12 protein-coding genes and 1 rRNA gene are annotated in these 10368 nt (G+C 71.2%); 2 read left to right on the top strand and 11 right to left on the bottom strand.

Going from position 1 to position 10368, the window contains the following annotated elements; all coding sequences use genetic code 11:
* Positions 1-13 precede the first annotated feature (13 nt).
* The 3 genes from ACIA8K_RS30465 to ACIA8K_RS30475 all read right to left on the bottom strand — a co-directional run bounded on the left by ACIA8K_RS30465 (position 14) and on the right by ACIA8K_RS30475 (position 2640).
* Positions 14-877: an SDR family oxidoreductase gene (locus tag ACIA8K_RS30465; protein WP_396065418.1), complete on the bottom strand. Its 864-nt coding sequence runs from the start codon at positions 875-877 to the stop codon at positions 14-16.
* The gene (locus tag ACIA8K_RS30470; protein WP_396065420.1) at positions 874-1608 is read right to left on the bottom strand and encodes an SDR family oxidoreductase; all 735 of its coding nucleotides are present in this window, start codon (positions 1606-1608) and stop codon (positions 874-876) included. Before ACIA8K_RS30470 ends, ACIA8K_RS30465 begins: the two co-directional genes overlap by 4 nt.
* Before the next feature lie 207 nt (positions 1609-1815).
* On the bottom strand, positions 1816-2640 hold the full coding sequence (locus ACIA8K_RS30475; protein ID WP_396065422.1) for a helix-turn-helix domain-containing protein: 825 nt from the start codon (positions 2638-2640) through the stop codon (positions 1816-1818).
* Positions 2641-2814: 174 nt separating this feature from the next.
* Between ACIA8K_RS30475 and ACIA8K_RS30480 the strand changes: the two genes are divergently transcribed.
* Positions 2815-3612: a GNAT family N-acetyltransferase gene (locus tag ACIA8K_RS30480; RefSeq protein ID WP_396065424.1), complete on the top strand. Its 798-nt coding sequence runs from the start codon at positions 2815-2817 to the stop codon at positions 3610-3612.
* Here ACIA8K_RS30480 and ACIA8K_RS30485 read toward each other — a convergent pair.
* The 7 genes from ACIA8K_RS30485 to ACIA8K_RS30515 all read right to left on the bottom strand — a co-directional run bounded on the left by ACIA8K_RS30485 (position 3588) and on the right by ACIA8K_RS30515 (position 9057).
* Positions 3588-4400, bottom strand: a complete 813-nt coding sequence (locus ACIA8K_RS30485; RefSeq protein WP_396065426.1) for an ABC transporter ATP-binding protein — start codon at positions 4398-4400, stop codon at positions 3588-3590. The genes ACIA8K_RS30480 and ACIA8K_RS30485 overlap by 25 nt on opposite strands.
* The gene (locus tag ACIA8K_RS30490) at positions 4397-5422 is read right to left on the bottom strand and encodes a FecCD family ABC transporter permease (protein WP_396065446.1); all 1026 of its coding nucleotides are present in this window, start codon (positions 5420-5422) and stop codon (positions 4397-4399) included. Before ACIA8K_RS30490 ends, ACIA8K_RS30485 begins: the two co-directional genes overlap by 4 nt.
* Before the next feature lie 5 nt (positions 5423-5427).
* The gene (locus ACIA8K_RS30495; protein ID WP_396065428.1) at positions 5428-6465 is read right to left on the bottom strand and encodes a FecCD family ABC transporter permease; all 1038 of its coding nucleotides are present in this window, start codon (positions 6463-6465) and stop codon (positions 5428-5430) included.
* A complete protein-coding gene (locus ACIA8K_RS30500; protein WP_396065430.1) occupies positions 6462-7496 on the bottom strand; it encodes an iron-siderophore ABC transporter substrate-binding protein in 1035 nt (344 codons plus the stop codon). The genes ACIA8K_RS30495 and ACIA8K_RS30500 overlap by 4 nt, the downstream gene beginning before the upstream one ends.
* A gap of 94 nt (positions 7497-7590) precedes the next feature.
* Entirely contained in the window at positions 7591-8229 is a 639-nt protein-coding gene (locus ACIA8K_RS30505) for a nitroreductase family protein (RefSeq protein ID WP_396065432.1), read from the bottom strand.
* Between the two features lie 45 nt (positions 8230-8274).
* Entirely contained in the window at positions 8275-8643 is a 369-nt protein-coding gene (locus ACIA8K_RS30510; RefSeq protein ID WP_396065434.1) for a hypothetical protein, read from the bottom strand.
* 48 nt (positions 8644-8691) lie between these two features.
* Positions 8692-9057: a nuclear transport factor 2 family protein gene (locus ACIA8K_RS30515; RefSeq protein ID WP_396065436.1), complete on the bottom strand. Its 366-nt coding sequence runs from the start codon at positions 9055-9057 to the stop codon at positions 8692-8694.
* A 96-nt stretch (positions 9058-9153) separates the two neighbouring features.
* Here ACIA8K_RS30515 and ACIA8K_RS30520 point away from each other — a divergent pair, with 96 nt between their 5' ends.
* Positions 9154-10236 (top strand): helix-turn-helix transcriptional regulator, encoded by a 1083-nt coding sequence (locus tag ACIA8K_RS30520; protein ID WP_396065438.1) that lies wholly within the window; start codon positions 9154-9156, stop codon positions 10234-10236.
* Between the two features lie 46 nt (positions 10237-10282).
* Here ACIA8K_RS30520 and rrf read toward each other — a convergent pair.
* Positions 10283-10368: ribosomal RNA gene (gene rrf / locus ACIA8K_RS30525) — 5S ribosomal RNA — on the bottom strand; the annotation flags it as partial.

A 10368-nucleotide genomic window follows, 5' to 3' on the forward strand; every position in this document is an offset into this window, starting at 1 on the left:
GGGCCGGTGCCGGTCAGACCGCGGGGCTGAGCAGGTCGGGGAAGCCGAGCGTGCGGTAGAACTCGCGGCGGACCCGGTCGCCGACGCGGAAGACCTCCTCGGCGCCGTCCTGAGCCGGGTCGACGTAGACACGGAACGGGCGGGAGCCCTTGGGGAGCTCGGCCACGCGGACGATCTCGTGTGCGACCTCTGACGGGTCGGCATCAGCGGGTGACTCCGCGGCCTGGCGGGCCAGGAGATCATCGATCGTGGAGCCGTAGAGAGCGGCGTACTCGGCCTCGACCGCGGAATCGGACGGGTGGCCGGCGTGCGCGTAGTGGTTCGTGCCGGTGGTAAACGAGCCCGGCACCATGACCGTGGTGTCGACGCCGAAGCGGGACAGCTCGGCCGCGTAGCTGACGGCAAGCGAGTCCATCGCCGCCTTCGCCGCGAAGTACGGGCCCAGGTGCGGTGGCGTGCCGCCGCGGGCACTCGTGGAACCGACCCAGATGAGCAGGCCGTCGCGCTGCCGGCGCAGGTGTGGAAGGGCGGCGCGGTTGACCCGCTGGGTGGAGAGGACGTTGATGTCGTAGATCTCGGCCAGCTGCTCCGGGGTGAACGCCTCGGCCGGGCCGAGCGTCATGTGCCCGGCGTTGTGCACGATCACGTCCAGGCGGCCGGACTCGGCGATGATGCGCGCGACCGCCGCGTCCACCGAGTCCTGCGAGGAGACGTCCATCTCGACCGGGTGGCCGTGCTTCTCGAACTCCGCGGCGGCGGAGGCGTTGCGGCCCGCCGTGTCACGCATGCCGGCGTAGACGGTGTGGCCGGCGTCAGCGAACGCCCGGGCGGTCATGGCGCCGAAGCCGCTCGAGGCCCCGGTGACGACGATGATCATATGATTCCTCCGTTGACGTGAATGGTCTGGCCGTTGACCCAGCGGCCGGCGGAACCGGCCAGGAACGCCACCACGGCGGCGGTGTCCTCGGGGGTGCCGAGCCGTTCGAGCGGCGCGGCCGCGGCGAAACGCTCGATCGTCTGCTGGTCCTTGCCGTCGAGGAAGAACGACGTGGCGGTGGGGCCGGGGGCGACCGCGTTGACTGTCACGTCGCGGCCGCGCAGCTCCTTGGCCAGGACGCGGGTCATCGCCTCCACACCGGCCTTGCCCGCCACATAGCCGGAGTAGGTCTCGTGCGCGAGCCCGACCACCGACGACGAGAAGCCGATGAACGCGCCGCCGCGCCGCAGCCGGGGCAGGGCCGCGCGGGCGAGCACGAACGTGCCGCGCACGTTGGTGCGGAGCATGCGGTCCAGGTCGTCGAGGTCCAGCTCGGCGAGCGGCGCCAGGATCATGATGCCGGCCGTGTTGACGACCACGTCGATGCCGCCGAAGTGCTGCTCGGCCGTGGCGAACAGCGTCTCCACCTGGTCCGGCTCGGCGATGTCGGCATGCGCGGCGACGGCCCGGCCGCCTGCGGCCTCGACCGCCTTGACGGTCTCGTCGGCGCGGTCGCGGTTGCCGGCGTAGTGGACGAGCACGCTCATCCCGTCCGCGCCGAGCCGCTCCGCGACGACCCGGCCGATGCCTCCGGAGCCGCCCGTGACGAGCGCGACTCTCTGGTTGTCCATAGGTGCTCTCCCGGTGATGACGTGCGACCGGTCGGCCGCGCCTCATTCATTCCCGGGACCCCAGGCGAAGATCATCCGCCGATTGCGGCGTTCAAGCCCTCGATTGCGGCGGTACGCCGTGCGCGCTCCAGGCCCTCAGCTCCGGCGGTACGCCGTGCGCGCTCCAGGCCCTCAGATCCGGCGGTACGCCGTGCGCGCTCCAGGCCCTCAGATCCGGCGGTACGCCGACGGCGCGGAGCCGTAGGCGCGGCGGAACGCGGCCGCGAACCGGGCGGGACTGGCGTACCCGCACATCGCCGCGATCCGCTGCACCGGCAGCTCGGTGCCGCGCAGCAGCTCAGCGGCCTCGTCGAGACGCAGCTGGGCGAGGTAGCGGTGCGGGGTCAGGCCTGTCGTGCGGGCGAACATCCGCAGGAAGTGGAACTTGGAGAGGTTGACAAGCGCGGCCAGCTCGTCAAGCGTCACGTCGCCGGCCAGGTGGGCGCGCATGTGGGCGACCACCCGGTCCAGGTCGGCCGCGCCGAGCGGCGTGGCCGGGGACGGCGCGGGCGCGGCGCCAGCCCGGTGCGCCAGGTGCGCGACCAGCCCTTGCGCCACCGAGTCCGCGTACACACCCGGTGCGCCGGCGCGCAACGCGTCGTGAAGCGCGCGGGCGGAGGCGGTCACGTAGGCGTCGTCGATCGCAAGCGCGTCCGGGAACGTGCCGCCGTCCGGCAGCAGCCCGGGGTCGAGGCGCAGGTGCAGCGACCGCAACGGCCCGGCGCCGGCGGCCCGCCAGCGCAGCTCACTGCGGTTGCCGGGCGCGGTCACCCCGATCGAGCCGGGGCGGTAGGCGGCGCCGTGCCAGGCCCGCCCGTGCCGGCTCTCGATCCGGTAGCGCCCCTCGGTGACCATCACCAGCAGCAACTCCGGCACCTCGGTCGTGAACGCGTCGGTCACCGGCGGATCGTCGTAGACCGCGGCCTGCACCGACTGCCAGCCGAGGCCGGCGCTGTGCTCCAGCCGCCGCGACGGCAAGCCTGCGATCACCATCCCGTCATCCTGTCTCGCACTGCCACCCCAGAGCGAGACCGGGCCGGAGTTTTTACCGTGCCCACCGCGGAACCGCGGCCCGCGGGAGCGTGCGGGCCGGACCACCGCGGGAGCGGGAATATCCGTTTCTCCTCCGAAGGAGGCTGTTGTCCGTGCTCCTGCGAGACTCCGGGGATGACTGACACGGACATCGTGCCGCTCGCGATCGGCGAGGCGGCGGAGGGTGTGTTCACCCGCGTGCTTGCGGAGAACGCGCCGGCCGGGATCGAGCTGCGGACGCTCACGATCGGGACCGCGACCGCACTGGCGCTGCGGTCGGACAGCCTGATGTTCAATCGCGTCATCGGCTTCAGCGAGCCGGTCAGCGCCGAGGTGGTCGCGCGGTTCGTGACCACGTTCCGGGAGGCGGGGTCGCTACGGGCCACGCTCAAGTTCCCGCCGTCCGTGCTCCCGGACGACTGGGACGCCGTGTGCGCGACGCTTGGGCTGACGGCCGGGCCGGCGACGGTCAAGCTGAGCCGGTCCACCGCGGCTGCGGCGCAGGTCGAGACGGACCTGCGGATAGCGCCGGTCGCCGCGCACCAGCGGCAGCGGGCTGTCGAGGTGATGCTTACCGGGTTCGACGACCGGCCGCCGTATCTGGTCGGCATGCTCGGCGCGATGACCTCGCACCCGCAGAGCCGCCAGTTCGCGGCGTGGGACGGCGACGAGATGGTCGCGGTCGGGCTGGTGTTCACCCACGGCGAGATCGGCCTGTTCAAGGGCGGCGTGACGCTGCCGTCGCATCGGGGGCGGGGCGCGCAGTCCGCGCTGATCGCGGCACGGATCGAGGCGGCGCGGGCGGCCGGCTGCCGGTGGGTGGTCTCGGAGACCTCCCAGCCGGCGGCCGGTGAGCACCACACCTCGCTGTCCAATCTGGAGCGGGCCGGTTTCGTACGCGTCTGGGACTACCGCAACGTGCTGCTGACGTGATGCCGGCCGAGCGGAAGCATCAGCGGCTTCCCGGACGTCGGGTCCTCGATGACGCGGCTGTCCAGGCCGAACACGGCGCGCACGCAGTCCTCGGTGAGCACGTCGCCGGGGGTCCCGGACGCGTGCACGGTGCCGTCGGCGAGCGCGATCAGGTGGTCGGCGTACCGGGCGGCCAGGTTGAGGTCGTGCAGGACCATGACGATCGTGGTGCCGCGCGTCGCGTTCAGGTCGGTGAGCAGGTCGAGCACCTCGACCTGATGGCTGACGTCGAGGAACGTGGTGGGCTCGTCGAGCAGCAGCACGTCTGTCTGCTGGGCGAGCGCCATCGCGATCCAGACCCGCTGCCGCTGACCGCCGGAGAGCTCGTCGACGGCCCGGTCGGCCAGGTCCGCGGTGTGGGTGGCGTCGAGCGCGGCCGCGACAGCGAGATCGTCCTCCCTCGACCAGCGGGACAGCATGCGCTGGTGCGGGTTGCGGCCGCGGCCGACCAGGTCGGTGACCGTGATGCCCTCGGGCGCGATCGGCGACTGGGGCAGCAGGCCGAGCGTGCGGGCCAGTTCCTTGGCCGGCATCCGGTGCACCTCGCGGCCGTCCAGCAGCACGTGGCCGGTGCGCGGCGCGAGCAGCCGGGACATCGCGCGCAGCAGCGTGGACTTGCCGCACGCGTTCGCGCCGACGATCGCGGTGATCTTCCCGGGCGGGACCGGGAGATCCAGCTCGGAGATGACGACGCGGTCCTTGTAGCCGAGCGTCAGGTTCTCGACCCGGAGCGTGTGTTCTGCGGTCACAGCGAGCCTCCCGCTCGGTTGGTGCGGATGAGCAGGTAGATCAGGTAGGGCGCGCCGAGCACGCCGGTGACGACGCCGACCGGGTAGCGGATGCTGAACGCGTACTGCCCGAGGAAGTCCGCGGTCAACACCAGAAGAGCACCGACAAGCGCCGAGGGTACGAGCAGCGACGCGCCCGGCCCGGCGATGCGCGCCGCGATCGGCCCGGCCAGGAACGCCACGAACGCGATCGGCCCGCACGCCGCGGTGGCGAACGCGATCAGGCCCACCGCGCCGATGATGAGCAGGATCCGGGTGAGTTCCAGGCGCACTCCCAGCGCGGCCGCCATGTCGTCGCCGAGCTGCAGCGTGAACAGGTTGCGGCCCTGGCCGAGCAGCACCGGGCCGAGCACCAGCAGCGCGACCGCGACCGGCACTGTCTCGCCCCAGGTGCTGCCGTTGAGGCTGCCGGTCAGCCAGCGCAGCACCTCCTGGAGGTCCCACTGGGACGCGGTGGACAACACGTACGACGTGGCGCTCTCGAGCATCGCGGCCATGCCGATGCCGATCAGCACCAGCCGGGTGCCGGCCACCCCGTCGCGGAACGACAGCAGGTAGATGGCCATCGCGACGCCGAGCGCGGCCACGATTGCGAACGTGGAGGTGGCGGTCTCGCCGAGCTGCAGCGTGACGATCGCGAACGCGGCCGCCGCGCTGGCCCCGGAGCTGATGCCGATGATGTCCGGACTGGCCAGCGGGTTGCGCAGCATGCTCTGGAAGGTGACGCCGCCGAGCCCGAAGCAGAGGCCGGCGAGCAGTGCAAGCGTCGCGCGCGGCAGCCGGAGCGTGCCGACTGTGAACGTGGCGCCCGGCACCCGCTCGCCGAGGATCACCCGGATGATGTCGTCAGGCGGGTAGAACGTCTTGCCGACCATCAGGTTTACCGCGTACATGGAGACCACAAGCACGCCGAGCACTGTGAGCACGGTCCGGCGGCGCAGCGCGCGGCGGGCCCGGCCGCGGGTGACGGCCTCGACGGTCATGGTGCTCACAGCTCGCGTACCTTCTGCCGGCGGACGATGTAGATGAAGAACGGGGCGCCGATCAGCGCGGTGATGATGCCGACGTCGATCTCGGAGGGCCGGTCGACGACGCGGCCGACCACGTCGGAGACGGTCAGCAGCGACGCGCCGAGCAGCGCGGCGAACGGCATCAGCAGGCGGTGGTCGAGGCCGACCAGCAGCCGGCACACGTGCGGCACGATCAGGCCGACGAACATGATCGGGCCGGTGACCGCGGTGGCGGCGCCGCAGAGCAGGACCGCGCCGGCCGCGGAGATGCCGCGCACAAGCGCGACCCGCTCGCCGAGCCCGGCGGCCAGGTCGTCGCCGAGCGCAAGCGAGTTCAGCGAGCGCGCGGAGAGCCAGCTGATCACGAAGCCGGCCAGCAGAAACGGTCCGGCCTGACGGATGTTGTCCCAGCTGCCGCCGCCGACACCGCCAATCTGCCAGGACCGGAACTGCTCGGACACGTCCGCACGGGGCAGGATCACCGCGATGATCAGCGACGCGAGCGCGGCAGAGGTGGCGGTGCCGGCAAGCGCGAGCTTGAGCGGCGTGGCGCCGCCCCGGCCGAGCGAGCCGACCAGGTAGACGAAGACCGCGGAGATCGCGGCGCCGAGGATCGCCACCCAGATGGTGTTGACCGCGGTCGTCAGGCCGAACATGGTCATGCCGACCACCACCGCGAGCGACGCGCCCATGTTGACGCCGAGGATGCCCGGGTCGGCCAGCGGGTTGCGGGTGACGCCCTGCATGACGGTGCCGGAGACGGCGAGCGCGGCGCCCACGATCGCGGCAAGCACGGTACGCGGCACGCGCTTGTAGACCGCCGCCTGGTCGATGGTGTCGGTCAGGCCGCTGACACCGTCGACGATCGCGTCCCAGCCGACGATCCGCGAGCCGAACGCGACCGAGGAGAGCAGCGCCAGGCCGAGCACGATCAGTGAGACGACGAACCACAGCAGCCGGATACGGGCCGGACGCCGCAGCGGGGCTGCGGCGTCCGGCGTGTCGAGAAGCGTCATGACACCTTGGCGGCGGCGTCGGCGAGCAGCTTCACGTAGTCGCTGACCACGTACGGCACGGCGAGCGGCGTCGGGTTCGCGGCCGCGCCGATCGTCGAGACGCCGTCCAGCGCGACGACCGAGCCGCGCTTGACCGCGGGGATCTTCGACAGCAGCGGGTCGGCCTGCATCTTCGCCAGCATCTGGGCGTCGCCGTAGGTCACGATGATGTCCACGTCGGCGAGCTTGTCGACCTGCTCGGCGGAGACCGAGAGCGCGAACTGGTCGGTGGTGCCGGACAGCTCCGCGATGCTCGGCGGCGTGGTCAGGCCCAGGTCCGCGAAGTACGCGCCACGCGTGTCGTGCGTGGTGTAGAAGCTGAACTTGCTCAGGTCGGTCTGGTCGACATGCGTCATGAACATCGCGGACTTGCCGGCCAGCGCGGGGTACTTCGCGACCTCAGCCTTGATCTTGCCCTCGATGTCAGCGATCAGCGCGTCGCCCTGCGCGGAGAGGCCGAGCGCCTTGCTCTCCAGCGCGATCCAGTCCCGCCACGGGGTGGACCACGCGGTCGTCGGGTACGCCACTGTCGGCGCGATCTGGCTCAGCGTGTCGTAGTCCTGCTGGGTCAGGCCGGAGTAGGCGGCGAGGATGACGTCGGGCTGGGTGTTGGCCACCGCCTCGAAGTCGATGCCGTCGGTCTCGTCGAACAGCACCGGGGCCGTACCGCCGAGCTGCTTGATCTTGTCACCGGCCCAGGGCAGGTAGCCGTCGCCGTCCTCGTCCGCGAAGTTGGCCTTGGCCAGGCCGACCGGGACGACGCCGAGCGCGAGCGGCACCTCGTGGTTGGCCCACGCGACTGTGGCGACCCGCACCGGCTTGGCCGGGATGGTGGTGGTGCCGAGCGCGTGCGTGATCGAGACCGGGAAGGTGTCGCCCGCGGCGCCGGACGGGGCGCTGGCGGCGGGCTCGTCGCTGTCGGACCCACAGGCGGTCAGGGCGACCGCGGCAACCGCGGCGACGACCCCGGCCAGGAACCGGTGAGAGCGCATAAGGGGAACTCCACTCTTATTCAGTAAGGGATGCCTTACCTAACACCACTCCCTCAACGTTGCGCTACGCGGTCCTGGCCAGGTGTGACGTCGATTACCAGGCGTCCCAGTGGATGACCTCGTCCGGCGCCGGGCGGGCGGCCGCCTTGAAGTCGGTTCCCTTGGTGAACGCGACAGGCGTCAGCACCGCCTGGGCGACCGTGTCATATGGAATGCCGAGAATGTCCGCCACCTCGCGCTCGCGTGCGACGTGCATGGACGTCCACGCGGTGCCGAGGCCGCGGGCCCGGGCGGCAAGCATGAAGCTCCACATGCCGGGCAGCAGGTTGCCGATCATCGCCTGCGCGACCGCCCGGTTCGGGCCCTCGGTGCAGCCCAGCACAAGCACCGGCGCGTCGCCCATGTGCTCGCCGAGGAAGTCCGCGGACGCGGCCACCTTCGCCTGGCGCGCGTCCCGCTCCGGGTCGCCGACCGGGTTGCCCGGATAGCCGGGCGACGCGCGATAGGCCTCGTACACCGTCCGGTACACGTCGCCGATCGCACGCCGCTTTGCCACGTCGCGCACCACGACGAAGCGCATGGTCACCACGTTGGAGCCGGACGGCGCCTGGAGCGCCATCGCCACGCACTCGCGGATCAGGTCGTCCGGCACTGGCCGGTCGAGGTCGAGCCGCTTGCGTACCGCGCGGGTGGTGGACAGCAGCTGGTCCGGGTCCAGATCAAGCAGGGTCATGTCCGCAGCCTGTCAGACATGCCGACGTCACGACATTCGGCTGCCCTAGGGTGCGGTCCAGCCGGCGTCCTTGCAGGCGGCGGCGAACGCGTCCGCGCTCTCCGTCCACTCCTGGTCCGAGTCGTTGGCGTTGCGGCCGAGCGCGGAGGCACTGTCCGCGATGCGCGAGTTGTCGGTGCGCCGGGTGGACGCCAGCACGTTGTCCGCCAGGGACAGTCGCGGGCCCTTGCTGTCCGCGGCGTCCCGGCCGGCGGCGAAGTCAGTGCACGCCTGCCGCGCCGGATCGTCGAGCGTGCCGGCCGGCTGACCGCCGCCCTCTTCCGCGCGGCTGGACAGCAGTCCCCAGGCCACGGCCGCGACGGCGACCACCACGAGGATGATCGTGGTGCGACTGGGCTTGAACTTCAGCTTCACCGTCTCAACGTAGCGGACCACCCGGCGCGCAGGCGCTTTCACTCACGGTCAGTCGCGCGGGCTTTCCCCCTTCGCCTGCGAGAACGGCAGCCGGTCGAAGATGGTCACCACCTGCCGGATCAGGCCACCCTCGATGGTGAGGTGGTCCGAGCCGCGACTCACCGCGACCGGCCTCGTCTCGGTGACGTAGTGGACTGCCGCGCCGGTCTCGTCCGCGTAGACCTTCGTCACCGACCCGCCGGTCATCAGACCCAGAAAACGCTCCAGGAACTGGCGGTACGCCGCCGCGCCCTCGATCCGCCCGGGCGGCGCGTCAAGCACCACGTCCTCCGCGACGAACGTCATCGCGGTGTCCAGGTCACCGCTCATCCACGCCCGGGTGTACTCGTCGGCGATCTTCGCGTTCTCGATCATGTCATTTCCTTCCGTTGCGCTTGTGCCAGTCATTCTGGACACGAAAGATGACACCTGCCGTCATGTATTAACGACCACATTCCCCGGGGGTACGACGTGCGCGCGGACCGGCTGCTGTCCCTGCTCCTGCTGCTGCAGACACATGGGCGCCTGTCCGCGCCGGACCTGGCCACCCGGCTGGAGGTCTCGGTGCGGACCGTGCTCCGGGACGTGGAGGCGCTGTCCGCAAGCGGCGTGCCGGTCTACACCGAGCGCGGGCGGCACGGCGGAATCGCGCTGCTGCCCGGCTTCCGCACAGACGTGACAGGCATGACCGCTGACGAGGCCCGAGCACTGTTCGTACTGCTCACCGGCACCAGCCATGCGGCGCTCGGACTTGACGCCGCGGTCGGGTCGGCGTTGCGCAAGATCATGGCGGCGCTGCCGGCCGCACACCGCGACGCGGCAGACCTGGTGGCGCGGCGCATCGTCATCGACCCGGTCCGCTGGCGGAACGGTGCTGCGGCGACGGCAGACCTGTCCACGCTTCAGGACGCGGTCTTCACCGACCGGCGACTGGCGTTGCATTATCGGCCGGGCTCGTCGGGGGCGGCCGGGACACGCGTCGTCGACCCCTATGGGCTGGTGGAGAAGGCCGGCGTCTGGTACCTCGTGGCCGATCGCGACGGGGAGCCGCGGCTCTACCGGGCCGATCGCGTGGTCACGGCCGAAGTGCTCGACGAACCGGTACAACGCCGCCGGACGACGCTGGCCGCGGAGTGGGAGTCGTTGCGGGCACGGATCGACGAGTTCCCGGCGTCTGTACAGGTGCGGGTGCGGGTGGCGCCGGCGGCGCTGGGGCGGTTCACACTCATGCACCAGGCAGAGCTGGTGACGGCGGTGTCATCCGCGTCGTCATCGCCTGCGTCGCCGTCGCCGTCGCCGTCGCCGTCGCCATCGCCATTGCCATCGCCATCGTCGTCAGCGTCGCCATCACCAACGCCATCGTCGTCGCCCGCGCCCTCGTTTTTGTCGGCATCGTCGGGCGAGCCGGTGGAGTTGGAGCTGCGGTTTCCCGCCGTGGCGGCGGCGCGGACGCTGCTCGCTTTCGGCACCGATGTCGAGGTGCTGGCGCCGGAGGCGGTGCGGGCCGATCTCGCGCGAGTAGCGGTGGAGACGGCGGCGCATTACTCGCGGTAAACGCACTTAAGGCCACCCCGAATGGGGTGGCCTCAAGTAATAAGAAGTCCGGCGGTGTCCTACTCTCCCACACCCTCACGAGTGCAGTACCATCGGCGCTGGTGGGCTTAGCTTCCGGGTTCGGAATGTAAC

The organism is Catenuloplanes sp. NPDC051500, from assembly GCF_044454585.1.
In the GTDB taxonomy this organism is placed as follows: domain Bacteria; phylum Actinomycetota; class Actinomycetes; order Mycobacteriales; family Micromonosporaceae; genus Catenuloplanes.

Coding starts and splice junctions, on each gene's coding strand:
- ACIA8K_RS30465 (WP_396065418.1), bottom strand. CDS start 877: ATGATCATCGTCGTCACCGGGGCCTCGAGCGGCTTCGGCGCCATGACC.
- ACIA8K_RS30470 (WP_396065420.1), bottom strand. CDS start 1,608: ATGGACAACCAGAGAGTCGCGCTCGTCACGGGCGGCTCCGGAGGCATC.
- ACIA8K_RS30475 (WP_396065422.1), bottom strand. CDS start 2,640: ATGGTGATCGCAGGCTTGCCGTCGCGGCGGCTGGAGCACAGCGCCGGC.
- ACIA8K_RS30480 (WP_396065424.1), top strand. CDS start 2,815: ATGACTGACACGGACATCGTGCCGCTCGCGATCGGCGAGGCGGCGGAG.
- ACIA8K_RS30490 (WP_396065446.1), bottom strand. CDS start 5,422: ATGACCGTCGAGGCCGTCACCCGCGGCCGGGCCCGCCGCGCGCTGCGC.
- ACIA8K_RS30495 (WP_396065428.1), bottom strand. CDS start 6,465: ATGACGCTTCTCGACACGCCGGACGCCGCAGCCCCGCTGCGGCGTCCG.
- ACIA8K_RS30500 (WP_396065430.1), bottom strand. CDS start 7,496: ATGCGCTCTCACCGGTTCCTGGCCGGGGTCGTCGCCGCGGTTGCCGCG.
- ACIA8K_RS30505 (WP_396065432.1), bottom strand. CDS start 8,229: ATGACCCTGCTTGATCTGGACCCGGACCAGCTGCTGTCCACCACCCGC.
- ACIA8K_RS30515 (WP_396065436.1), bottom strand. CDS start 9,057: ATGATCGAGAACGCGAAGATCGCCGACGAGTACACCCGGGCGTGGATG.